The sequence below is a fragment of the Mesonia aestuariivivens genome, assembly GCF_019311235.1.
Taxonomy (GTDB): Bacteria; Bacteroidota; Bacteroidia; order Flavobacteriales; family Flavobacteriaceae; genus Mesonia; species Mesonia aestuariivivens.
In genome coordinates this window covers 1-25,447 of record NZ_JAHWDF010000024.1, presented here as the reverse complement: position 1 = coordinate 25,447, position 25,447 = coordinate 1, and the positions used below count along the sequence as shown (strand labels likewise).

General features: G+C 32.5%; 23 protein-coding genes and 2 pseudogenes. 8 read left to right on the top strand and 17 right to left on the bottom strand.

The window, feature by feature from the left end; all coding sequences use genetic code 11:
* A partial coding sequence (locus tag KW502_RS14515; RefSeq protein ID WP_219041280.1) for a hypothetical protein occupies nt 1–840 on the top strand: 840 nt, incomplete at its 5' end.
* Nucleotides 841–1,717: 877 nt separating this feature from the next.
* Nucleotides 1,718–1,837 (top strand): annotated as a pseudogene (locus tag KW502_RS15495) (IS110 family transposase); the annotation flags it as partial.
* Nucleotides 1,838–2,494: 657 nt separating this feature from the next.
* Here the strand turns inward: KW502_RS15495 and KW502_RS14510 are convergent.
* The 4 genes from KW502_RS14510 to mnmE all read right to left on the bottom strand — a co-directional run bounded on the left by KW502_RS14510 (nt 2,495) and on the right by mnmE (nt 6,566).
* Complete coding sequence (locus tag KW502_RS14510; protein WP_219041279.1) at nt 2,495–3,457, bottom strand: Fic family protein; 963 nt, start codon at nt 3,455–3,457, stop codon at nt 2,495–2,497.
* A 40-nt stretch (nt 3,458–3,497) separates the two neighbouring features.
* Nucleotides 3,498–3,938 (bottom strand): hypothetical protein, encoded by a 441-nt coding sequence (locus KW502_RS14505; RefSeq protein WP_219041278.1) that lies wholly within the window; start codon nt 3,936–3,938, stop codon nt 3,498–3,500.
* 672 nt (nt 3,939–4,610) lie between these two features.
* Nucleotides 4,611–4,910 carry a helix-turn-helix domain-containing protein gene (locus tag KW502_RS14500; RefSeq protein ID WP_369412538.1) on the bottom strand — a complete coding sequence of 100 codons (300 nt, stop codon included), beginning with the start codon at nt 4,908–4,910 and terminating at the stop codon, nt 4,611–4,613.
* Nucleotides 4,911–5,168: 258 nt separating this feature from the next.
* On the bottom strand, nt 5,169–6,566 hold the full coding sequence (mnmE, locus tag KW502_RS14495) for a tRNA uridine-5-carboxymethylaminomethyl(34) synthesis GTPase MnmE (protein WP_219041276.1): 1,398 nt from the start codon (nt 6,564–6,566) through the stop codon (nt 5,169–5,171).
* A 92-nt stretch (nt 6,567–6,658) separates the two neighbouring features.
* Here mnmE and KW502_RS14490 point away from each other — a divergent pair, with 92 nt between their 5' ends.
* Nucleotides 6,659–7,012, top strand: a complete 354-nt coding sequence (locus KW502_RS14490) for a DUF4870 domain-containing protein (protein ID WP_219041275.1) — start codon at nt 6,659–6,661, stop codon at nt 7,010–7,012.
* Between the two features lie 10 nt (nt 7,013–7,022).
* On the opposite strand, the gene msrA is transcribed toward KW502_RS14490, so the two are convergent.
* The 4 genes from msrA to KW502_RS14470 form a co-directional block, all read right to left on the bottom strand.
* Nucleotides 7,023–7,676 carry a peptide-methionine (S)-S-oxide reductase MsrA gene (gene msrA, locus KW502_RS14485; protein WP_219041274.1) on the bottom strand — a complete coding sequence of 218 codons (654 nt, stop codon included), beginning with the start codon at nt 7,674–7,676 and terminating at the stop codon, nt 7,023–7,025.
* Between the two features lie 3 nt (nt 7,677–7,679).
* Nucleotides 7,680–7,994, bottom strand: a complete 315-nt coding sequence (locus KW502_RS14480) for a hypothetical protein (RefSeq protein ID WP_219041273.1) — start codon at nt 7,992–7,994, stop codon at nt 7,680–7,682.
* 355 nt (nt 7,995–8,349) lie between these two features.
* Entirely contained in the window at nt 8,350–9,129 is a 780-nt protein-coding gene (locus KW502_RS14475; protein ID WP_219041272.1) for a zinc ribbon domain-containing protein, read from the bottom strand.
* 2 nt (nt 9,130–9,131) lie between these two features.
* Nucleotides 9,132–10,226, bottom strand: coding sequence for a Nif3-like dinuclear metal center hexameric protein (locus tag KW502_RS14470; protein ID WP_219041271.1), 1,095 nt, complete (start codon nt 10,224–10,226; stop codon nt 9,132–9,134).
* Between the two features lie 100 nt (nt 10,227–10,326).
* Here KW502_RS14470 and KW502_RS14465 point away from each other — a divergent pair, with 100 nt between their 5' ends.
* Both KW502_RS14465 and lpxK read left to right on the top strand, forming a co-directional pair.
* Nucleotides 10,327–11,145, top strand: coding sequence for a hypothetical protein (locus KW502_RS14465; protein ID WP_219041270.1), 819 nt, complete (start codon nt 10,327–10,329; stop codon nt 11,143–11,145).
* 24 nt (nt 11,146–11,169) lie between these two features.
* On the top strand, nt 11,170–12,174 hold the full coding sequence (lpxK, locus tag KW502_RS14460) for a tetraacyldisaccharide 4'-kinase (RefSeq protein WP_219041269.1): 1,005 nt from the start codon (nt 11,170–11,172) through the stop codon (nt 12,172–12,174).
* On the opposite strand, the gene KW502_RS14455 is transcribed toward lpxK, so the two are convergent.
* From KW502_RS14455 to KW502_RS14430, 6 genes are all read right to left on the bottom strand, one after another.
* Nucleotides 12,152–14,416: an ATP-binding protein gene (locus KW502_RS14455; RefSeq protein ID WP_219041268.1), complete on the bottom strand. Its 2,265-nt coding sequence runs from the start codon at nt 14,414–14,416 to the stop codon at nt 12,152–12,154. The two genes, lpxK and KW502_RS14455, sit on opposite strands and share 23 nt — an antisense overlap.
* 21 nt (nt 14,417–14,437) lie before the next feature.
* Entirely contained in the window at nt 14,438–15,445 is a 1,008-nt protein-coding gene (gene gap / locus KW502_RS14450) for a type I glyceraldehyde-3-phosphate dehydrogenase (protein WP_219041267.1), read from the bottom strand.
* 4 nt (nt 15,446–15,449) lie between these two features.
* Nucleotides 15,450–16,322, bottom strand: a complete 873-nt coding sequence (lipA, locus tag KW502_RS14445; RefSeq protein ID WP_219041266.1) for a lipoyl synthase — start codon at nt 16,320–16,322, stop codon at nt 15,450–15,452.
* Between the two features lie 81 nt (nt 16,323–16,403).
* Complete coding sequence (locus tag KW502_RS14440) at nt 16,404–16,955, bottom strand: RNA polymerase sigma factor (protein WP_219041265.1); 552 nt, start codon at nt 16,953–16,955, stop codon at nt 16,404–16,406.
* The gene (locus KW502_RS14435) at nt 16,952–18,058 is read right to left on the bottom strand and encodes a glycosyltransferase (protein WP_219041264.1); all 1,107 of its coding nucleotides are present in this window, start codon (nt 18,056–18,058) and stop codon (nt 16,952–16,954) included. Before KW502_RS14435 ends, KW502_RS14440 begins: the two co-directional genes overlap by 4 nt.
* A gap of 9 nt (nt 18,059–18,067) precedes the next feature.
* Entirely contained in the window at nt 18,068–18,271 is a 204-nt protein-coding gene (locus tag KW502_RS14430; protein ID WP_219041263.1) for a membrane or secreted protein, read from the bottom strand.
* 152 nt (nt 18,272–18,423) lie between these two features.
* Here KW502_RS14430 and KW502_RS14425 point away from each other — a divergent pair, with 152 nt between their 5' ends.
* Nucleotides 18,424–19,050 carry a fasciclin domain-containing protein gene (locus KW502_RS14425; RefSeq protein ID WP_219041262.1) on the top strand — a complete coding sequence of 209 codons (627 nt, stop codon included), beginning with the start codon at nt 18,424–18,426 and terminating at the stop codon, nt 19,048–19,050.
* 70 nt (nt 19,051–19,120) lie between these two features.
* Here the strand turns inward: KW502_RS14425 and murB are convergent, their stop codons facing one another.
* From murB to KW502_RS14410, 3 genes are all read right to left on the bottom strand, one after another.
* Nucleotides 19,121–20,137, bottom strand: a complete 1,017-nt coding sequence (gene murB / locus KW502_RS14420) for a UDP-N-acetylmuramate dehydrogenase (protein ID WP_219041261.1) — start codon at nt 20,135–20,137, stop codon at nt 19,121–19,123.
* Nucleotides 20,134–21,330, bottom strand: a complete 1,197-nt coding sequence (locus KW502_RS14415) for a pyridoxal phosphate-dependent aminotransferase (RefSeq protein WP_219041260.1) — start codon at nt 21,328–21,330, stop codon at nt 20,134–20,136. Before KW502_RS14415 ends, murB begins: the two co-directional genes overlap by 4 nt.
* Before the next feature lie 124 nt (nt 21,331–21,454).
* Nucleotides 21,455–21,847 carry a DUF1573 domain-containing protein gene (locus tag KW502_RS14410; RefSeq protein WP_219041259.1) on the bottom strand — a complete coding sequence of 131 codons (393 nt, stop codon included), beginning with the start codon at nt 21,845–21,847 and terminating at the stop codon, nt 21,455–21,457.
* Between the two features lie 131 nt (nt 21,848–21,978).
* Between KW502_RS14410 and KW502_RS14405 the strand changes: the two genes are divergently transcribed.
* Nucleotides 21,979–24,612: a valine--tRNA ligase gene (locus KW502_RS14405; RefSeq protein ID WP_219041258.1), complete on the top strand. Its 2,634-nt coding sequence runs from the start codon at nt 21,979–21,981 to the stop codon at nt 24,610–24,612.
* Between the two features lie 236 nt (nt 24,613–24,848).
* Nucleotides 24,849–24,968 (top strand): annotated as a pseudogene (locus tag KW502_RS15670) (T9SS type B sorting domain-containing protein); the annotation flags it as partial.
* Nucleotides 24,969–25,447: the final 479 nt, after the last annotated feature.

Sequence of the window (25,447 nt, the reverse complement as noted above, 5' to 3'; positions counted from 1 at the left end):
ACCATTTACCAAGTGACTTCTAAACGTTTTAAGGGCGAGATGCCCACCAATATCATCTCTTGCCTAAAGGCGAGCTTGTACAGTACCTTTAAAAAGAACCGTGATGCCTATTGGCGGGGCGAGTGTGCGCTAATGAATTTTAAAAAGGACATGCCCTTCCCCTTTACCACCGAAGGGATGAGTAAGCTGGAGTACAAGCCCGAAAAGAAAGCCTTTTGCTTTCGTTTGTTTAAAGTCCCTTTAAAAACTTATTTGGGTAGGGATCATAGCGATAAGTGGCGGTTATTGCAGCGGGTAAGTCAGGGAGAACTCAAATTGTGTACCTCTCACCTGCAACTGAAAGACGGCAAAACGTTTTGGTTGGCGGTGTTTGAATTGGAAAAAGAAGCGCATCACCTTAACCCAGGCGTCATCGCCGAAGTTTCCCTGTCTTTGGAATACCCTATTGTGGTGAAGGTTGGGAAAGTGCGACATCAAATTGGTAATAAAGAAGAGTTTTTACACCGTAGGTTGGCTATACAAGTCGCCCGAAAACGGGCGCAGGTGGGTGCTACTTATGCTAAATCGGGCAAAGGGAGAAAACGCAAACTGAAAGCCGTAGATAGGTTTCGACAACAAGAAAAAAATTACATCCGTCAACGATTACACGTATATAGTCGTAGGCTCATCGATTTTTGCGTTCAGCACCAAGCGGGTACATTGATGCTTATGAATCAAGAAGATAAAATAGGCATCGCCAAGGAAGAAGGCTTTGTGCTTCGCAACTGGAATTACGGCGAGCTACTCACCAAAATACAGTATAAAGCCAATAAAGCAGGAATTGAAGTGATTGTGGGGTAAGTAAATTAGTAGTGAGTAGTGAGAATAGAATTTAGACTATTTTTTTGAAACAGGAAACAGGAAGCGGGATTTTTGAATGTTGAATTGTGAATGTTGAATTGGTATTTAGTAGTGAGAATTGAGTAGTGAGTACAATTTTGAATGTTATCCTTCGGCAAGCTCAGGATGAAAGGGAAGAGAGAATAGAGAATAGAGAATAGAATTTAGACTATTTTTTTGAAACAGGAAACAGGAAGCGGGATTTTTGAATGTTGAATTGTGAATGTTGAATTGGTATTTAGTAGTGAGTATTGAGTAGTGAGTACAATTTTGAATGTTATCCTTCGGCAAGCTCAGGATGAAAGGGAATAGAGAATAGAATTTAGACTATTTCTTTGAAACAGGAAACAGGAAGCTAGATTTTTGTCTAAAAATAAAATTACTGAGGGTGCTTGCACACCCGTAAGGTGAGGTACGGGTTACACTCACTAAGTGTTTTACACCTGCAACGCGTGGGTTCTCTTTTTAAGCGCGAACTATTTTTGAATAGATTCCTCGATACCTCGTAATGACAGGAATCTAATGCCTTTACCAAAGGTTTTAACTGTTATTATTTAACAGTTTCTTTACAAAAGCGGTATACCTATTTCTGTAGTAAAGCCTTTATCGGTCAAGCGTTTTATTCTCGCCTCCGAAGAGCATAACGAGAAGATGGTATTATCCAAAATAAAGACCGCTAAAAGCGGTGCCAAGGCTATTTGTCATTATAGTTTGTCTAATGAAGTGCCGCTATATAACGCTTTTAGTGATGTATAGGCAGGATGCCTTGAGAAACAAAGCTCTCTGCCAAATTTATGAACGAAAATAGCCCTTGTCTCCGAGGATTGAGAAACGAAAGACGAGTAAGAAACTGGCGTTGATTGCAGTGGCCAATAAGCTTTTAAAACAAGCTTTTGCTATTGCTAAATCAGGATTGCCTTATAATGAATACTATGTATCTGTTCCAGCTAAAGGATAAATCAAAAAAGGAATAAATATTACAGCTAAGATCTATTTGTATAGATGTTAGTACAGGCTAGTTATGTCTCAAATTTAATGTAGAGAAAGCGTTGGTTTTTACCACAGTTCTTCTTAAAACGGGATATAGATTACTTAGGTAAGTTAGTGCTATCGATAGAGAAAACAATAAAAGAAATTTCATCGGAAGATCCTTCCATGGAAAAAATTATGAATTAATGTGGAATAGCTCCCTTTTGAGCATCGTTCTGGAACGAGTATTCATAAAAAAACAGTTAAAAGCTTGCTCTAGAACAAAAAGGAAAATTGATTCATCTCTTTCATAAAGATTAGAAATTTCTGAATGATGAAGCATAACTTGTCATGGAATCCCAAACCTTTATTTGTCATCGGCTTCGTCGATCCAGAGCATTGGACTTTAGAATGAAGTGGAACGGGATAAAAAATATTTCTCTTCAAGGGGGATTCAGATTTCTCGACACTTCGGAATGACAATACGATTATCAGATGCTTTGGTCATAGCTGTATCGAAATAAATGGAAAAGCTTAATTACTTTCCGATACAAAAAATGAGAATATACTGTTTATAAGGTCTTGCAAAAATTAAGAGACAAGTAAGTGACAATATATGTGGTTTTAAGGTGAAATTAGTACCAAATTAAGTTAAATTGAACTTGTATTTTGTCAATCTTTTATCTCCAGTTTTAACTAAAACTTCTTGTTCTACTGCCCATTTTAAATCTCGGCTTGCTGTGGCTTGACTAATATCTTTGTAATTTAATAAATAATCTTTACGGCTAAAATCACTATCTCTAATAATATCTTTGTAAAGTTCAATCCTATCTTGTGCTGTAAGGGTTCTATTTTGTGTTTTTAAGAGGTTTTCTAATGCTTGAAGTATAATGTTTAGCATAAACTCTATAAATGGCGTAGAGGTCGCTTTTTTATCCGACATACTCAATGCTTTATAGTAAGCCTCTTGATTTTCTTTTATCAGGCTTTCAACTGGCAGATATTCAAAAACTGGGTACTTCTGCATCAAGATTAATGTTTGCCATAGTCTGCCCATTCTACCATTGCCATCTAAAAAAGGATGTATAAACTCAAATTCATAATGAAACACACAACTTTTAATAAGTAATACATCTGTGTCGGTTTTTAGGTAATCAAACAAATCATTCATCAAACCTTTTATCATCTCTCCACTTGGTGCAACGTGCTCAACTTTTGATCCTTTTACAATACCAACATTTTTAGTGCGTAGTCTTCCAGCATCTTCAATTAATCCTTTCATAAGGATAGCGTGTGCTTTTTCTAAATCCTTTAATTTATCAGGATTAAACTCTCGTAATTGCTCATACACTTTTATAGCGTTCTGAACCTCTAAAATATCTTTTTGTGGTGCAATTACTCGTTTATCGTTTAAAAGTGCCGTAATCTGCTCTTCTGTAAGTGTATTACCCTCAATCTCTAAAGAAGATTGTATTGTTTTGATACGGTTCTTTTTTCTTAGTTCTGTTGGAGGCTTGTATAAGTGGGAAGCGTTAATTTCACCCAAACGCTCTGAAATGGCTACAATTAATTTTAAAATAACATCGGTAATTTGATATGGTGGCTTCATTTATGATAGTATCATTTGATAGTATCATAAAGATATGAATTTATAAATATTGGAGGTGTTTTTTCGTCATAATTTTTAGTTCGAGAAAACCATTAGCCTCCCTTAATAGTCCAAATACTGCAAAACTTTTGTTAGTAATATTTTCTTCTGAATCCGTGCAATATTGAAGTAACGTTCCCGAAATAGGTATTGAAAACCTAAACTTATTACTTAGCCTAAAAATCAACCGCTTTACTATAAATTTTTCTTTTGCCTTAGAGTTTTCCAATTTCTTTTCTTTAGTTTCTATATCCGCATTTCCCCCAATAATAACATAGTTGTCTAAACACCCCTCTTTCTTTCCGAAAAGCCTACTGATACTAACTCTTGGTATGCTTTCTTTCTTGTATTTATTTGATGAGGCTACTTGTGAAGTATTAGAGTGTTTATTGTCCCTAAAGTGAACTGTGCTGTTTTCCTTTTTCTCTTTTTTAATGAGCAAATTAATAGCCCCTTGTAGATTATTTTTAATTAAAAAAATTAGCCTTTCTCTATCTTCAACCTCATCACTTTTAATTAGTTTAGATATGCTCCTATTGGGTATATAATCTTCATAATGTTGGCAATCTTCTAAATGTTCTTGCTTGCTATTTGAGGCGTAATAAGGGGATTTGTTTTGTTTACGAACAATGTGTAAAGGTGCTGTAAGACATTCGGGGCAATATATCCTTTCATAGTGAATCTTATCTACGTAATCCTTAATCTTAATGTATTTATTCTTGGCTTTACGCTTTTCAATTTGTTGCTCGTAATAAGCAATAAAAGATAATTCCCCTTTTTCTTTAGCTTTAAGCTGTTCCAGTTCAAAGGCTGTATAAACTTCAGGCTTGTTTAGTTCGTTATCTCGCTTTTGGCGTATCTGTTCAGCTAGTTGTAAGGTCTGTTTATTATCTTGCTTTTGTAACGGGTTACTGGCTTTGTCGTAAATGTAAAGTCCTAAAAATTACCTGCGTGTGGTTTTATCTGAACCTGAAACGCTTATAGGTGTATAAAAATCTAAATAAAGGCTTTTACGCCCTTTACTTATAGGCTTTTCTCTTAATGTTACTTTAATTGCCATTTGTCTTTTATTCTGAATAATGTAATTAATGTACCTTAAAAAAATAAAAATAAATTAGGAGGTTGTAAATAATTTATCAATTTCGGAACGCTTTATAATTGTTCTTGAACCTACTTTATATTTATTGAGTTGACTATTTTCAAACAGTCGGTAAACGGTTCGCTTACTTATTCCTATTAACAAACAAACTTCATTTACATTTAAAAACTCTTTGGCTTTAGTGTGTTCAATATCCTGTGTTTTTGTTATTAAGGTTTGAGTGTTTGATTTTTTAATCTTTTTAGTTCTTATACGCTCTTTATAGGCTTTACTATTACACTTGTGGGAACAGTAACGAGTTACAGATGTTTTCACCAAAAATTCACTTTTACAATATTCACAAATCCTTGTTACTTCAATATTACTAATCATTTGTCTATAAATGTCTGTTTGTGTCAACTTGTGCCATAGCGTGCCAATAAGTATAAAATAAAAAGGCTAAAAGCCTAATATTTGTACCTCATAAACCAATAACACTTATTAACAGATATTAAACAATTACAACAAAAAAGCCCTAATTAAAGGGCTTTATAGTGTTTATTTATATTTTAGTTATTTGTTACTTAATAGCGGTTACTTCCCGATACAGAAATTAGCAAAAATATTCCCTAAAAGATCATCGGTAGTGATTTGCCCTGTAATTTCTCCAAAGTGATAAAGTGCCTGACGAATATCTATCGCCAATAAATCGCCCGTGAGCCCTAGGTTTAGCCCCTCTTGTACTTTACTGATTTCTGCTTGTGCTTTTAATAAAGCATCGTAATGGCGAGAATTAGTAACTATAGAATCATTACTTCTTAGCGCTCCTGTATTTACAAAACTTAAAATTTTATCTTGCAAGGCTTCTACCCCAAGGTTTTCTTTGGCTGAAATTAAATGAAGCTCTTGAATCTGTTGTTGGAAATTTTGTTGATCTGCTTTAGAAAGCACATCGGTTTTATTAGCTACAATAAGTAGCGGCTTTCCTGGAAAACGGTTTTTTATTTTTTCAACCTCAGTTTTAACCTGCGCTAACGTAAGATTTTCATTTTTAATTTTATGAGCATCAAACAAATACATCACCAACTGCGCCTGTTCTATTTTCTGAAATGTTTTTTTTATTCCTAAGCCTTCAATTTCATCGGTGGTTTCACGAATACCTGCGGTATCTATAAATCGAAAACCTACTCCCCCAATCGATATTTCATCTTCAATGGTATCTCGAGTAGTTCCTGCAATATCACTTACAATCGCTCTTTCTTCATTTAAAAGTGAATTTAATAAGGTAGATTTACCAACATTTGGTTCTCCTACAATCGCTACAGGAATACCGTTTTTTAACACATTTCCTACTGCAAAAGAGTCGATAAGCTTCCCTAATACTTTTTGAATACGAAAAACCAATTCTTGAAATTGCTTGCGATCGGCAAACTCTACATCTTCTTCTGCAAAATCTAATTCTAACTCTATTAGCGAAGCAAAATTTAGTAATTCTTCTCTTAACTTTTGTATTTCTGTAGCAAAACCGCCACGCATTTGTTGCATCGCCAATTGGTGGCTTGCTGCATTATCACTCGAAATTAAATCGGCTACAGCTTCAGCCTGACTTAAATCCATTTTTCCATTTAAAAATGCACGAAGCGTAAATTCTCCTGGTTGCGCAGAACGACAGCCTTCTCTTAAAAGCAAATTGATAATTTCTTGTTGAATAAATGGACTCCCGTGACAAGAAATCTCTACCGTATTCTCCCCGGTATAACTACGTTTCCCTTTAAATACAGAAACTAAGCTTTCATCAATAATTCGTTCGCCATCTACCATATTTCCTAGCTGTAACGTATGGCTTTTTTGGTCTAAAAGACTAGTTTTGTTTTTTGCTTTAAATAATGGCGCTGTGATGTGCAAAGCATCGGGTCCAGAAACTCGTATTACGGCAATGGCTCCACTACCTGGAGAAGTAGCTAAAGCTACAATGGTGTCGTCTAAAATCATAGCGTAAAGGTAAAAATAAATTTAAAGTTATAAATGTAACAAATTGGCTTATTTAAAGTCATATCTTAAAAACCCTTAAACTAAATAAACAAATGGAAGTACTTAATGAAAAGAAAGAAGACAAACAAATGCTCATGTATTTACACCTGAGTCAGTTATTGTTTTTATTTACTGGCTTTGGTGGTATTATTGCCGCAATTGTAATTTGGCAAACCAAAAAAGATGAAGTGATGGATATGGATGAACACGGTAAAATGGTGGTGAATTTTCAAATCAGCTTGATGATCTATGGAATTATTGCTGGAATTTTGATGTTTGTTTTAGTAGGATTACTATTATTCCCAATTATTTGGATTGGTGCTTTAGTATTACCAATTATGAACGGAATTAAAGCTAATGATGGCAAGCCAGTTAATTACCCGCTTACCATCAAATTTATCAAATAATAGTTATTGTTTATTTTAATAATTCTGAAGGAAAATTTCTTTTGAATTTATTAAACCTTGGAATAGAAACATTCTGAACATACGCATTTTCAGGATGTTTCTTTTTATAATCTTGGTGATAATCTTCTGCTTTCCAAAATTTCTGAAAAGGCATTACCTCTGCCGCAATTGGTTGATTATATTCTTTACTTAGTGCTTCGATTTTCTCTGAAATAATTTTCTGTTGTGATGGGTTTTGATAAAAAATAATAGAACGGTATTCTCTACCTTTATCTGGTCCTTGTCCATTTTTTTGAGTAACATTTTGAGATGCAAAATACACCTCTACCAGAGTTTTAAAACTAACTACTTCTGGGTCATAAATAACCTCAACGGCTTCAGCATGACCCGTGTTACCATAATTTTGATACGTAGGATTTTTACCAGTACCGCCTGCGTAACCAGAGATAGATTCTTTTACCCCTTTCACGCTTTCATAAATTGCTTCTACACACCAAAAACAACCGCTTGCAAAATAAGCTTTTTGATAGCCGTCTTTGGTAACTTCTGCTTCTACAGGATTAGCATTTGCTAATTTTTGCTGAGCTTTCGTTTTTTCTTTATTTGTATTGCCACAGCTTATTAAAACTGTAAATACCAGTAAGTATACTAACTTTAGTTTCATTATTTATTTTCTTTTATAGTTTCCTTCTAAATTTTTCTTTCCTAGTAATGCATAATCAATAGCCAACTCTCCGTTTTTAGTAAAACCTTTCCAATCTAATTCAAAATTATTAGGCGAAGTGAAGTTAACTATCGCTAAGGGTGAATTTTTATCAAAATCTTCCCAAGGTATTTCTTTTTGTCCTTTCATCTTCCCTTCTACATCTACGTAGTACATCGCTAACTTAGATTCATTTATTGATTTAAATTTCACTTCAATTTTAATACCAACTTCTTCATCAATACATAAAATTATGACTTGTTCTAAACTTATAGCCACACAATTACAAACACAGGCAGTGTTATTATTTTTAGTATCTATCCGTTGAAAATCACCATTTTTCGTTCTTTCACAAAGCTCTAATTCTTAAGAAGTTAAAGAACTATCCTTAGCATTTTATGTTGAAACTTCTTTTGTAAATATTGAATCTTTTGAACTCGTTTCTTCTTTACAAGCTATAATTATCGAAAATATTAGTACTAGCAGTATATATTTCTTCATAATAAATGATTTATCTATTCTAAAATAAACCATCACAAGCTGAATAGCTCTCAACTAAATGTTAAATAAAAAACCCCTCACGTATAGTGAAGGATTTTTATGAAATTCAATAAATGTTTTATATAACCAAAGTTTACATTTTAGCAAAAAGCTTTTCCATTTTCTGTCTTTGTTCTTCAGCTAATTCTTGATCTACTAAGATTCTACCACTATGCTCATCTGTAATGATCTTTTTTCTACCAGCAATTTCCATTTGTACCTGTGGTGGAATGGTAAAGAAAGAACCTCCTGAAGCTCCTCTTTCAATTGGCACTACAGCAAGACCGTTTTTCACATTTTCACGAATACGTGTGTAGGCTTTTACTAGTCGTTCTTCAATTTGTTCTTTGTAATCTGAAGATTTTGTAATAAGCGCTTGTTCTTCTTTTTCTGTTTCGTCTAAGATTTCATTTAACTCACTTTTTTTGTGATTTAAATGAGAAGTTCTTTGCTCGATACGTTCGCTACTTTGCTCGATTACTTGTTTCTTTTGCTCTATTTGAGCGTAATATTCTTTAATGTGTTTCTCCGCTAATTCCATTTCTAATTCTTGAAACTCAATCTCTTTAGAAATTGCATTAAATTCGCGGTTATTACGAACGTTTTTTTGTTGTTCGTTATATTTTTTGATTAAAGATTTAGATTCTTCAATCTGGTTTTTTTTGTCTTTAATATTATGATCTAATTTTTCTAGATCTACATTTAATTTTTCTAAACGCTTATTAAGACCGGCTACCTCATCTTCTAAGTCTTCTACTTCTAAAGGTAATTCACCTCGTACATTTCTTATCTCGTCAATACGAGAGTCGATTAGTTGTAAATCGAACAATGCTCTTAGCTTTTCTTCAACGGTAACCTCTTTTTTCTTTGCCATAATCAACTATATTGAATTGGATTGGTACTTTTTTGTGATAAAACGATTGCAAAATTACGGATTTTTTTTGTAAGATAAGAATGTAATAGATTTTTTGTGTATTGTTCACTTTCATAATGACCAATATCTGCTAAAACCAACTCATTTTCAGCTTGGTAAAAATCATGATACTTTAAATCTGCTGTAATGTAAATGTCTGCCTGTAATGCTTTTGCCTGCGGAATCGCAAAAGCACCACTACCGCCTAAAACCGCTACTTTTTTTATCTTTTTATTTAACAATTTTGAATGCCTAATTACTTTTAACTGAAATGTTTTTTTGATGCGTTCAAGAAATTCATGTTCACTTTCTGATTCTGGCAATTCTCCCAACATGCCAATGCCTATTTGTTGATTTTTATTTTCTAAAGTAGTTATTTCATAAGCTACTTCTTCATACGGGTGTGTTTTAAAAAGCGCCTTTAAAACTTTACTTTCTATATGTTTAGGGTAAGTGAGCTGCAATTGCGTTTCTTCTTCTGTATGCAGCTTTCCTATTTCACCTAGCGTTGGGTTAGCTTGCTCGTTGGCTTTAAATGTGCCTTTCCCTAAAATGTTAAAACTACAATTATCATAATTACCTATACTCCCTGCTCCTGCTTTAAATAATGCATCTCGTACTGCTTCTACATTTTTATGAGGAACGTGAGCTACTAATTTTTTAATGGTTTGTAATTGAGGAACTAGAACTTGACGATTAACCAGTCCTATTTCTTCACAAATCTGATGGTTTACCCCTTTAAATGAATTATCTAAAGCAGTATGAATCGCATAAATAGCGATATCGTTTTTAATGGCTTTTAATACCACACGTTCTACATAAGTTTTTCCGGTGATTTTTTTTAGTCCTTTAAATATAATAGGATGAAAACTCACGATTAAATTACAATTGTTTTGAATAGCTTCGTCTACCGTTTCTTCCAGTGTATCTAAAGTGACTAGAATTCCGGAAACTTCTGCAGTTTTATCGCCTACCAATAAACCTACATTGTCAAAATCTTCTGCATATGCTGTTGGGGCCAATTCTTCTAAAGTTGAAATAACTTCGTTTATAACCATACCTTTGTTTTTGTTTTCACAAATATGAGAAAATGGTTTATCTCATTTTAATTTTTTTGATTAGATTGATCTTATCTTTGTAAATTATAAATAAAAATATATGAAAAATTTCTTAAGTCTCTTATTTTTTGCAATCATTTTAAGTTCTTGTGGTTCTGACGATGATTCTACTCCTCAACTTCAAAGCAATTCTATACAAGAACTATTAGAATCTTATGATTTATGGTATGTAGAACCCGACCAGTTTTCAAGCGATTTTAATTTAGGGCAAGATGCCATTACTTTTTCTTTTCTTAACAATCAATTATACGCCAATAAAAACTTAGTTGGTTTTAATCCAGAAATCATTGGAGAACAAGAAACCAGTTATAGTGTTGAACAAACAGAAAATACAGCTAATGTAACTATTAATGATACTGAATTTAAAGTCATAGGAATTAGCGGAAACTCTTTAAAACTTGTAGATGATGACAATACAGCCTTCTACATTACAGGTTATAATGCTAGCGAATTCCCTTCTTTAGATATTATTTATTTCGAAAGAATGGCACATTTATTTAACGAATACAAGTTTTGGCAAAAAACTGAAACTGAAAATCCAGATGAAATCGACGGAGAATTTTCTAGTATAAATCACATTGAATTCTCTGCAATTAGAAACTTTAAATCTTCTGAAGATGCCGAAGGTTTAACTTATGATGAAATTAATTGGCAATACCAAGGTAGTTACAAGTTAACCAAAATGGAAGATGATGATGGTAATATAAGTAATGAATTAATATTTGTTTACCTTGATGAAAACAATAGAGAAAATGATACGCTTAAGGTTAGGGTTATAAACGAAAATAAAATTCAGCTTTCTGAATCTGAATCAGGCATACATTATCTATTTGAAGGAAATACAAATACTCCATTCTAATAGCAAACAGACATTATTGGTTAGATGAAGGTACTTAGAAAACTACTATTTCCATTTTCTATTTTATATGGAATTATTGTACTGCTACGAAACAAACTATATGATTGGGGCGTAAAAAAATCTGTTAGCTTTTCTGTACCTGTCATTTGTGTAGGTAATCTTAGCGTAGGCGGTACAGGAAAATCACCGATGATTGAATATTTAATTCGGTTAATAAAAGATGAGCACCAATTAGCTACTTTGAGTCGTGGTTATAAGAGAGAAAGCAAAGGTTTTTATGTTTTAACAGGAAATGAAAAAGGAAGTTATGTAGGGGATGAACCTTTACAATTTAAAAGGAAATTTCCTGAGGTAAAAGTAGCTGTAGATGAGCAACGTGTAAGAGGTATTCAGCATTTACTAGAGCTGCCTCAAAAACCAGAAATTGTTTTATTAGACGATGCTTTTCAACACCGAAAAGTAACCCCTAAGCACTCTATTTTACTGACTACTTACGATCAATTATATGTTAATGATTTAATGTTACCTGCCGGAAACTTAAGGGAGCCCAAAAGCGGTGCAAAAAGAGCCGACATTATTGTAGTTACGAAATGCCCATCAAATATAGAAGAGCAACAAATGCTAAAGATGAAGAAAAAACTACGAGCACTACCTCATCAACAGATTTATTTTTCAAAAATTAAGTATAGTGATACCGTTTTAAATATAGATAATGATTCTATAAAAAGTAGAGAATTACCTTATTTCACTTTGGTTACGGGCATTGCTAATCCGCAACAATTAAAGAATCACTTAGAGAGTTTAAATTTAAAATTTCAGCATTTAAATTTTTCTGATCATTATAATTTTAAAGAAAAAGATATTCTTAAAATTAAAGAATCATCGTTGGTGATCACTACTGAAAAAGATTTTATGAGATTAAAATCTCAACTAGAAAATAAAAAATTATATTATTTACCAATAGAAGTTGAATTTATAAATAATGCCTCTAATTTTGATAGCAGTATTAAACGTTGGGTGAATGTTTAGATTGAAGTGATTTATAAATTTTATCATAAAACAACTCTGTCTTATAAGGTTTAGGGATAACATCGGTAAAACCATATTGCAGAAAATCTCTTAACTCTTCAGATATATTTACTGCTGTTAATGCAATAATTGGAGTTTCTTTATCATTTATTCTAATGGCTTTTGTTGCCTCTACTCCATCCATCACAGGCATATGAATATCCATTAAAATAGTATCATATGTATTTTTATTTACAAGCTCTACCGCTTCTTTACCGTTATTTGCGATCTCACAAATTAAGTTTTTCTTCTCTAAAATCTTACAAGTTATTTTTTGATTGAGCTTATTATCTTCTACCACTAGAATTCTCTTCCCCTGAAAAAAACTGTCGCCCTCAGGACTATCAAACTGATTGGAGAGCTGTTCTTCAGACTCAGGATTAGGCTTATTAATTAAGCTATATGTTTTAACCTTATCAAAAGCGACCGTAAAGTAAAATTTTGATCCTTTTCCAGGTTCACTTTCTAAATTTATTTCACTTTTGAAAAATCTTAATAAGTTTTTCACAATAGACAGACCAAGTCCCGAACCGCCATAATTCTCATTTATACGATCTGAACCTTGATTAAATTTCTCAAAAATTAAGCGATGCTTATCTTTAGGAATTCCTACGCCATTATCTTCTACTTCAAATTTAACACTGACATTGGTTTCGCTTTCATTCTCTAACCTAACTCTCACCCAAACATCTCCATTTTTAGAAAATTTAATCGCATTTCCTACTAAATTGATGATGATTTGAGATATTTTAACCATATCTCCATAGAGCTTATTAGGTATATTTTTATCTATATCTAAATGCACACTAACTCCATTCTCTTTAGCTGTTCTTCTTAACGCATTAATGGTATTATTAAGTTGATTTTCAAATAAAAATTCAAAATCTACCCTACTTATTTTGTTTGACTCTAATTTATTGATATCTAAAATATTATTAATTAATGATAGTAAATGTTCTCCCGAATATTTAAGCGATTTTAAATGCTCCTTTTGCTCTTTGGTGGGATTTTCTTTTAGCAACAAATAGGTTAGACCAGTAACTGCATAAATAGGTGTTCTGAGCTCATGAGTTATGGTAGATAAAAACTGCTCTCGATACCTCGTAGCAGCCAACACTTTTTCATTAGAATCTACAAGATCTGCATTCTTTTTTTGAAGCAAATGATTTGCTCGAGCTCTTAAATTATTATTCTTATAAAGTGACACCGTAAAGAGTGAAAGAATAATGATAAACAAAACACTTAAGACAAGGGAAAGCTTATTAAACTTTAAATACTTTTCTTGTTTTGAATTGGTTAGAGAAAGTTCTTTAATAGTATTTACGGAAGACTGAATACTTTTAGAATCAGCAATTCTTTCTTCTGTAAATTCTAAATTTTGAAAACTGATAATACTATCTTGAACTTTATCTATTTGTTTTAGATATTTTACCTGAAGCGAATTATTAGCTCTTTGTTCTGACAACCTAGCTAACAGTTTTGTTGTTTTTAAATTTATAATGGTGAACCCATTTTTTTGTGATAACAAATAAGCTTTACCTGCATATAAATTTGCCTGATCTAATTTATTTAAGGCTAAGAGTGATTTGGTTTTATAAAGATAAAGTTCTATTAACGAATAACTATTAGGGTAATTTGAAAGTTGCGGCTCTAAGGAGTTTAATAATCGTAAGGCTTCACCATAATTATTTTCAAAAAAATTAAGCTTAGCCTCTGTTAAGGTTATTACATAGTTATGTACAGATTTTTTTTCTTCAATTGAAACTTCATTAAATAGTAATCTTGCATTACTAACATCTCCTAATTCTAAATATACATTTACTTTTAAATCTAAAACTAAAGGCAAAATTACTTTTTTACTCGTCTTCGTAATTTCGTTACTTAAAATTTCATCTAAAATTTTCTGAGTTTGATAGTTTCTATTGGCTTTATAAAATATATCTGCAGTATAAAATTTAGAAGTAAGCCATAATTCTTCATCTTTATTCTTTTCTGCAACCTCAGAAATAAAAACAAATTGCTTTACTATTTCTGGATACTCAAAGTATTTAAAATTGTAATGTAAACTATCCATAAGCTGACTATACCCATCAGCCCTTTCTCTTGAGAGTTGATGCTCGTCTCCTTGAGCTTTCAACTCTAACTGCTGAAAACTAAATAGTAATAAGCTTAAAAAAAATAGTTTTTTTAAATAAGTATCCATTAAATAAAAATACGTTTAGCTCTAACTAGGTTTTAATAAATCTATTAGATCTATTAACCTATGACTATAACCTCTTTCATTATCATACCAACCAATTAATTTAATTAGGTGGCCATCGATAACTGAGGTCATCTCTGTATCAAATATACAAGAAAAAGAGTTACCTAGAATATCTACCGATACTATAGGATCTTCATTATAGCTAATAATATTTTTATACCTGTTTTCTGAAGCATGCTTAAAAAGTGAATTCACCTCTTCTATAGATGTTTTCTGAGCGACATTTAAGGTCATATCTGTTAAAGATCCGTTAGGTACGGGAACTCTTATTCCACAACCTCCGATAACCTTAGCCAAATCTGGAAAAATTTTAGTCAAAGCTTTGGCTGCTCCAGTTGTCGTCGGAACAATAGATTGTGCTGCAGCACGAGATCTTCTCAAATCGCGATGGGGTTGGTCATGCAAACTTTGGTCTGAAGTATAAGAGTGCACTGTGGTTATATAAGCCTGTTGTACCTGTAACGCCTCATGAACAACCTGCAACATGGGAGCTGCATTGTTGGTGGTACAAGAAGCGTTAGAAACTATTTTTTCGGTTCCGTCAAGAATATGATCATTAACACCCAACACCACCATTTTAATATCATCATCTAATGGAGGAACAGATAAAATTACTTGAGAAGCCCCACCTTTTAAATGATATTCTAGATCACTCTTAATTTTAAATTTACCCGTACTCTCTACCACTATATCAACCTCAAACTTTTCCCAGCTTATTTTTTTTATATCTGATTGATGAGTTACTGGAAAGTTTTTACCGTTTACAATAATATCTTCATTTTCAAACTTCACGTCTTTTTGAAGCACTCCGTGAATACTATCGTATTTTAGCAAATGTGCTAAAGTTCGCGTATCGGCTAAATCATTAATAGCAACGACTTCTATTTGAGGGTGGTCTAAAAGCAGTCTAAATAAACTTCTACCTATTCTACCAAACCCATTTATGGCAATTCTTGTTTTATGAAGCATTAATTTATTGGATATGTTTTTGAGCTTTGTAAGAAGAACGAACTAAAGCACTACTTTCTACATGTCTAAAGCCTAAATCTAATCCAATTTCTTCGTATTTTTTAAATTGATCTGGAGTGATAAATTGTTGTACTGGCAAATGCTTTTTACTAGGTTGTAAATATTGCCCAATAGTAACGACATCTACATTTGCAGCTCGTAAATCTTTTAGGGTTTGGATAACTTCTTCTTCACGTTCTCCTAATCCTAGCATAATACCAGATTTGGTTCTATTAATTCCTTTTTGCTTTAAATAAGACAACACAGCCAAGCTTCGATCATATTTAGCTTGAATTCTCACCTCACGTGTAAGGCGTCTTACGGTTTCCATATTATGAGAAACCACTTCTGGAGCTACTTCTACAATACGATCTATATTTCTTTCTACTCCTTGAAAATCTGGAATTAAAGTTTCTAATGTCGTCGTTGGGTTCATACGGCGAATAGCTTTCACGGTTTCTGCCCAAATAATAGATCCCATATCTTTTAAATCATCACGATCTACACTGGTTACTACGGCGTGCTTAATATCCATCAATTTAATAGATCTTGCTACTTTTTCAGGCTCGTCCCAATCTAAGGTGTCTGGTCTTCCTGTTTTTACACCACAAAAACCACAAGAACGTGTACACACATTTCCTAAAATCATAAATGTTGCTGTACCTTCACTCCAGCATTCTCCCATATTTGGGCAACTACCAGAGGTGCAAATGGTATGCAAATCATACTTATCTACTAACTTTCTTAGGTTGGTATATTTTTTACCGGTTGGTAATTTTACACGTAACCATTTTGGTTTTTTTTGAGTGGTATTCGGGGTAAGTGTCTCTACTGCCATAACAATTTTTATAGAAACCAAAGATACAAAATATTGTATAGCTTCTTAAACGATAAATAATAGATTCTGTGTATGGTGAAACTAAGAATTTTTATCTTTTATAATTTCAGCTAAAAGCTTTTTTGCTCTTAATAATTTCACTTTTACATTGGTGATAGGCTCCTCTATTTTTTCTGAAATTTCTTTATAAGTAAGCTCTTGAAAATAACGCAACTGAATAACCTCTTGGTAATGTGGCTTTAACCTTTTTATGAGTTGAAGTAAATGAGACAAATTCTGTTCGGTAATTAATTGGTCTTCAGCGGTTGGGTTTTCATCTATAAAGTTTACTTCTGCTTTACGATCTACATAAGTAGTTTCAATACTTTTTTTCCGAATTAAATCGATATGAATATTTTTTGAAATCGCAATTAACCAAGTTATAAAACTATAGTTAACATCAAATGTATCTAGCTTTACAAAAGCTTTAGAAAAAGTTTGTACCGTTATTTCTTCTGCAATATATTCATTTTGAGTTCGCTTAAGCTGAAATTTGTACACCTGACTCCAATAATTATCTAACAAATATTTAAATGCTATTTGATTACCTTTTTTAGCTTTATTAATATGTTGCTCTAACTGTTCAGAAATCATTTTCTATAAAGAGGTTTTGAAAACTTATAAAAAATAAAGATAAACATTCGTAAGAAAACCCATAAAAAATCTTGAAATACAAGCCCCCATAACAATTGCTTTTCTTTAAAAACAGAAGTGGCTTTAGCATAAGTGATATAAAGAACTGCTGTTCTTATTAAAAAAATTAATAAAATCCAACACCAATCATAAAAGCAAAATAAAAGGATGCTAAAAAGCCAAAACAAAAACTGACTTGCATTAAAAACGGCTAACTTAAAAATTTCACTTTTTTTGTAAAAGGAAAAGACAGAAATTTGATTCCTTTTTTCTGCAAACCAACTTTTCCAGCTCGACGTGGCTTGAGTATAAGTAAAACTTTTTTCCTTATAAATAAGTGAAGTATTGTTTTTATTAGCTATTTGATTAACAAACAAATGATCATCGCTTAAAGGAATATTCATATGATCTACAAATCCTCTATTTTCATAAAATGCATGAGCCGTATACGCCAAATTTCTACTAACACCTTTGTAGGCTTTAAAATTTTTTGCTGCAGAAAAATACTTGATCGCATTTTGCAAATTTTCAAAACGAATAAATATATTTAGAAAAGAATTTTTAACCATGTTATAAGCTCCATATCCCAGTATTAAACTTTTACCAGGCTGAAACCCATTTGCGACTTGTTGTAACCAATGGGTAGAGGCAGGATAACAATTTGCGTCTATCGTAATCAATTTATCGAAACTTGCTTTTTTTATGCCTAAGGTAAGTGCATATTTTTTATTTCCCCAGAAGCGCTCATTACGCTCTACATTTACCAGCACTATTCTAGGGTCTTTGCTTTGAAATTCTTCCATCACCTCTAAGGTATCGTCATAAGAGGCATCGTTTATCAAAACTAACTCAAAACTAGGATGATCTTGATTTAAAAATAAGGGTAGAAATTTCCTTAAGTCTTCCGCATTATTTTTAGCATAAATAATTAGAGAAACAGGTGAAGTTATTTGTGATAATGATGATGAAGTATCACTTGAAAATAAAAAATTGAAAAAAGAAAAATAAAATAAAACATTAATTGTCGTTACCGCTACAAAGCAGTAGAATAAGGTAAGCAACATGGAAAATAATTATGCTTTATTTTTACTATCGCAGTCTCCAACCTCGTCAGGCATCTTACCGCAAAAACTACAAGGTTCACCTTCTTTATTTAAATAAGGATTTTGACTTGCACATGTTCCTGCAAATTTACCGTCTTTCTTTGCCCAAATTTTAATGGCAATACCTGCAAATGCAACTGCTAATAACGCTATGGTGATAAAAACTAATTTCATAGTACAAAAATAAAACATTATTACTTCACAAGAAAATTAAAATAAGCCTTAATAATTCATTTACACTTTTTAACTAAACTTTAAGCTCTAAACTACTATCCCATAATTGTTTAAAAGTATATTCGTACCACCAAATAACTAAAAAAAATATTATGAAAAAGTCTTTAATAATGATAGGTTTAGTATCAATGAGTTTTATTGCTTGTAAAGAAGAAAAAAAAGATACAGACCAAATGAATGACAACACCACAGAAATGGAAGAATCTACTTCTATGGATAATGATGTTGATATGGATGAAAATGATGCCACTACAGAAAATGATAATGAGTTGAATTTAGCTGAAGTAGCTATGAATTCTGAAGACTTATCTACTTTTGTTGCGGCAATACAAAAAGCAGGTATGGTCGTTAAGATTAAAGGTGAAGGGCCTTTTACAATTCTTGCTCCTACAAACGAAGCTTTTAATAAACTTCCTGAAGGAACCATGGAAGATTTAATGAAACCAGAAAATGCTGAAAAACTAGAAGCTGCACTTAGTTATCATATTATTCCTGGTAGCGTAGATTCTTCTAAATTAAAAGAACTAATTACCACAAACGATGATAATACTTATGAATTAATTACTGCTAATGATGGTAAAATTATGGCAAGCATTAATGATAAAGATCAAGTGGTTTTAACAGATGCCAAAGGAAATAAAGCGATGGTTACTGAAGTAGACCAAAAAGGTAATAACGGTGTAATACATTCTATAAACACTGTATTAATGAGAAAATAATTTTTAGAAATAAAAGTTATTTAGTTTGATTGAGTTAAGTTAGTGAAAAAGCAGCCGTTTGGCTGCTTTTTTATTTAATAATATTCACTTCCATCTCTAAAAATATTTCAAATTTTTTCTGAATTTTCTGCTGAATCAATTTTGCTAGATTCAACAAGTCTTCTCCCGTTGCTTCACCATAATTTACCAATACCAAGGCTTGGTGTTTATGAATTCCTGCATCACCATCTCTGTAACCTTTAAAACCAGCTTGATCTATTAACCAACCCGCGGGTACTTTTATTTCTTTTTCTGAAATTTGATAGGAAGGAACCTCAGGAAACTTTTCTTGTAATTTATTAAATGCAGCAGCAGAAACAATTGGATTTTTAAAAAAACTTCCGCTATTGCCTATTTCTTTAGGATTAGGTAATTTTTGCTGTCTTATCGCAATAACCACATCTGAAATATCTTTTATGCTAGGATCAGATATGCCTTTTTTATCTAATTCATTTAAAATTGCCCCGTAACCTGTTTTTAATTGATGATTGTTTTTGGTAAGTTGAAAAGTTACTGAAGTAATAATATACTCGCCTTTTATTTCATTTTTAAAAATTGAATTACGGTATCCAAATTTACATTCTTCTTTAGTAAATATGCGCTTTTCTAGCGTTTGCATATGAATTGCTTCACATTCTGCAAAAACATCTTTTAACTCTACACCATATGCGCCTATATTTTGAATGGGAGATGTACCAACCTGACCAGGAATTAAGGATAAATTCTCCATTCCTCCATAATTATTTTCAACACAAAATAAAACTAGCTCGTGCCAATTTTCTCCTGCATTTACTTTTAAAAAAACTTCATCTTCGGTTTCATGAACTACTTGCTTTCCTTTTAAATTAATGTGCAACACCGTAGCCTCAAAATCTTTAGTGAATAGACAATTACTCCCGCCACCCAAAACAAAAAGTTCTGAAGCATAAACTTGCTTCAGAACTTCTTTTAACTCTTCTTCATTGGTTATCTCTACAAAAGTTTTTGCCTTTGCTGCGATACCAAAAGTATTATAATCTTTTAATGAAAAATTTTTCTCTTTTCTCATTTTCCATGATTGTAAGCTTTTAAAGCTTCTTTTAAAATGTTAACCGCTGTAAGCAAGTTTTCTTTTTTCAACACGTAAGCAATTCGCACTTGATTAAGCCCAGAATTTGGGGTAGAATAAAAACCTGATGCTGGAGCAATCATGACTGTTTCTCCTTTATAATCATAACTCTCTAATAACCATTTTGCAAAATCTTCAGAATCTTTTACTGGTAATTCTGCAATACAATAAAAAGCACCGTTAGGAGTAGCTACTTTTACGCCTTCTATTTCTTCTAACGCTGCAATTAAAGTATTTCTACGGTCTACATATTCTTCAATTACATCATCAAAATAAGACTGTGGTGTATCTAGAGCGGCTTCACTAGCAATTTGTGCAAAAGTTGGTGGGCTTAATCTTGCCTGTGCAAACTTCATTGCGGCCGTCATAAATTCTTTATTTTTAGAAACTACACAACCAATTCTTGCACCACACATACTGTAACGTTTAGAAACAGAATCGATCATAATAGCATTTTCTTCTATTCCTTCTTGGCTTAAAACTGAATAATGTTTTTTCCCTTCGTAAGCAAATTCACGATACACTTCATCTGCTACTAAAAACAAATCGTGCTTTTTAACCAAGGCTGCCAATTGTTGCATCTCTTCTTGAGTATACAAATACCCCGTAGGGTTTCCTGGATTACAAATAATAATAGCTTTGGTTTTAGAAGTAATTCTTTTTTCAAATTCACTTACTGGTGGTAAAGCAAAACCGTCATCAAAAGAAGCGGTTACAGGAACTACCGTCACTCCAGATGAAGTTGCAAATCCATTATAATTTGCATAAAAAGGTTCTGGTATAATTACTTCATCACCCATATCTGCAATACTTCCCATGGTAAATAATAATGCTTCAGAGCCACCAGTAGTAATAATAATGTCTTCTGCATTTACAGGAATATCTTGCTTTTGATAATAAGCTGCTAATTTATTTCTATATGAAGCAAATCCAGCCGAATGACTATAAGAGACAATTTCTAAATCATTATTCTTAACTGCGTCTAAAGCACAATTTGGAGTTTTAATATCGGGTTGACCAATATTTAAATAATATATTTTTTTTCCTTGTTCTGTAGCTTTTTCAGCATAAGGAACTAATTTTCGTATAGGTGATTCGGGCATTGCCAGCCCTTTTGAAGATATTGCAGGCATAAATTAATTTTTAGTGCAAATTTGCAAAATTTATTCAGATAAATATACCTTTCTACAAAAGATCTCTGCAATAAAAAAGCCGCTACAAAATGTAACGGCTTTATAAATTAGTTAAAGTAATGATCTATTTTTCCAATACACTTTTAGTATCTTTTTCTAAAATTTTACCTTTAATTTTTATAGAGTGAGGAGAACCTTCTGCATTAGAATAAACGGTAATTGTCTTTCTTATATAACCTACTTTTCTAGTATTATATTTTACTTTCAACTCTCCAGTTTCTCCTGGAGCGATTGGCTCTTCTGGTTTTTCAGGTACGGTGCAACCACAAGTAGCTGTTGCTTTTTCTATCGTTAAAGGTTCGTTTCCTGTGTTGGTAAACCTGAAAGTTCTTAAGCCATCACCTCCATATTCAACATCACCGTAATCTACGGTTTCTTCTTTAAATTCAATTTTAGCTTGGGCCTGAGCTGCAATTCCTACAAAAAGAAATAGCGCAAATGCAAATAAGTTTTTCATTGTGTTAGATTTAGGCACTAAAGTAAATGATAATTACTCATTATACAAATGCCATATTAATAAATTATAATCTTTTAAAATAGTCTATATATAACTACTTTTGCTTTTCAATTTCAAAAATCAGACCATTCATGGCCATTGCTGCAAAATATAACGCGAAAGAGATAGAAGATAAGTGGTACGACTACTGGATGAAAAATAATTATTTTCATTCTGAAGTTAATGAGAAAGAACCTTATACCATTGTGATACCGCCACCAAACGTAACTGGAGTTTTACACATGGGGCATATGCTAAATAATACGATTCAAGATGTATTAATTAGAAGGGCTCGTTTACAAGGTTACAATGCGTGTTGGGTGCCAGGTACAGATCACGCTTCTATTGCTACCGAGGCCAAAGTTGTTGCAAAATTAAAAGCCGAAGGGATTGACAAAAATACCATTTCTCGTGAAGAGTTTATGAAACACGCTTGGGAATGGACAGAAAATTACGGAGGTGTAATTCTTAATCAATTAAAAAAACTTGGAGCCTCTTGCGATTGGGAGCGAACCAAATTCACTTTAGATGAAAAATTATATTCTTCCGTAATTAAATCGTTTGTAGATTTATATAACAAAGGATTAATCTATCGGGGTTACCGAATGGTCAATTGGGATCCAGAAGCTAAAACTACGCTTTCTGATGAAGAGGTAATTTACGAAGAAAAGCAAGGTAATTTATATTACATTAATTATAAAATTGAAGGTAGTGATGATACCCTAACTATCGCCACTACTCGACCAGAAACTATTTTTGGAGATAGCGCTATTTGTATTAATCCCAACGATGAGCGTTTTACGCATTTAAAAGATAAAAAAGCAGTCGTACCTGTAGTTAATCGAGTTATCCCTATTATAGAAGATGAATATGTAGATCTTGAATTTGGTACGGGTTGCCTTAAAGTAACGCCTGCTCATGATGAAAATGATAAAGTTTTAGGCGAAAAACACAATTTAGAGGTAATCGATATTTTTAATGATGATGCATCTTTAAATGAATACGGACTTCATTTTGAAGGCAAAGATCGCTTTCAAGTAAGAAAAGAGTTTGTAAAAGAATTAGAAGAAAAAGGGTTTTTAATTAAAACTGAACAGCACCTGCATAAAGTAGGAACTTCAGAAAGAACCAAAGCGGTTATTGAACCTAAAATGTCTGATCAATGGTTCTTAAAAATGGAAGATTTAGCAAAACCAGCTATTGAAGCCGTTTTGGAAACTGGTGAAGTAAAACTTTTTCCAGATAAATTTAAAAACACCTATAGCCATTGGATGAATAATATTCGTGACTGGAATATTTCACGTCAGCTTTGGTGGGGTCATCGCATACCAGCTTTTTATTACGGAAACGGAAAAGAAGATTTTGTAGTTGCAGAAACGTTAGAAGATGCATTAGCCTTAGCCATTAAAAAAACTGGTAAAGAAAATCTTTCTACCGAAGATTTAAGACAAGATGATGATGCTTTAGACACTTGGTTTTCTTCTTGGTTATGGCCTATGAGTGTTTTTGACGGAATTAATAATCCAGATAATGAAGAATTCAACTATTATTACCCTACTAACGATTTGGTTACGGGACCAGATATTTTATTTTTCTGGGTGGCTAGAATGATTATTGCCGGTTATGAATATACAGGCAAAAAACCTTTCAACAATGTTTACCTTACTGGATTGGTACGCGATAAACAACGACGAAAAATGTCTAAATCTTTAGGAAATTCACCTGACGCTCTTCAATTGATTGAAGATTACAGCGCAGATGGAGTTCGTGTTGGTTTACTGTTAAGTAATGCTGCCGGTAACGATTTAATGTTTGATGAAGCACTTTGTCAACAAGGAAAAGGTTTTGGTAACAAGATTTGGAATGCTTTCCGTTTAGTAAAAGGTTGGGAAATTGATAAAAACAGATCACAACCCGAGTCTGCCGCTATTGCAATAAAATGGTATAAAAATACCTTTCAAAAAACCTTAGCAGAAATAGAAGATCATTTTTCAAAATATAGAATTTCTGATGCCTTAATGGCTACTTACAAATTAATCTGGGACGATTACTGTTCTTGGTTATTAGAGATGGTTAAACCAGCTTATAGTGAACCTATCGATACTAAAACTTTTGAAGAAGTGATTTTATTATTAGAAGAAAATTTAAAAATTCTTCATCCGTTTATGCCTTTCTTAACCGAAGAAATATGGCAAAACATCACAGAAAGAAATCAAGAAGATGCATTAGTTATTGCTAGTTGGCCAAACCAAACCGATTATAATAAAGAACTTATTGCTGACTTTGAAATGGTAAAAGATATTATTTCTGGAATTAGAACCGTAAGAAAAGATAAAAACATTTCATTTAAAGATACGATCGAGTTATGCGTACTTAACAATGAAAGCCTAACGGAAGATTACGACACCGTAATTGCTAAATTAGGAAATATCTCGGCTATCAATTACGTAACAGTACCACAAGAAAATTCAGTATCGTATAGAGTAAAATCGAATGAATACTTTATTCCTATACTTGGCGCTATTGATGTGGAAGCAGAAATTGAAAAATTACAAGAAGAATTAAAATACAATCAAGGTTTCTTAAAATCTGTAGAGAAAAAACTTTCTAACGAGCGCTTTGTAAATAATGCTCCCAAACAAGTTGTTGCTATAGAAAAACAAAAGCAAGCAGATGCTGAAGCTAAGATTGAAGCGATCAAACAAAGTTTAACAAAAATGCTGTAAACTATCATAAATCAAATAGAAACAATAGGTTAAATTTGAGATCGATAGCATATCATAATTATTTTTAACACAAAAAGGCTATTCAAATTAGTGTTGAATAGCCTTTTTTTATATCGAATAATTTGTATTTACTTCAAAACAGTCTAACACTAAATTATGAAATTATTATATTGAATCAGAAATTTACCCAGCACTATATTATATTTAATAAAAAAGAAGCATAGTTTTTCACTCCAAATCAAGATGGTCAAAATGATTATTGGACTATTGCTGCTCTAAAAAATCAACAACAATTAGAAATTCATATTTTCAATCGCTTTGGTAAACTTCTACAAGTTTTAAATTCAAAAAAGTAAAGGATGGGACGATACTTACAATGGTAAAATTATGCCCTCTGGTCAGTATTGGTTCATAACAACAGTAACCGTTGCACAACCCCATAATTAAAAAAAACGTATTCATTTAAACCGCTTTAGAGCGGTTTTCTAGTTTTATATCGTTTGTAAATTAGCAGAATATAGTCTCTTTAAAATGAACTTATACTCCTGATTTAACGTCATTATGAACTTTAAAAACATGCCGAGCATTCCTGCTCCGCTTTTACTCTTTTTTGAGTGAATTTGAGGTACTTCTTGAGGTTGTAGGCAATGGCGGAGAGCTGCATGCATTTATTGGCCTGTTTTAATCCTAAGTTGTTTACCTTCCTTAAACCCCATAAACTGAGTTAAGGTTCCAAAAACGGGTTCTACCGTGCTTTGTCGTTTGCCTTTCATATACCTGCCCTGGGGGCTTTCTACCCGGGCGATGTTGCGCTGGTATTCTGCGCGGTAATAGG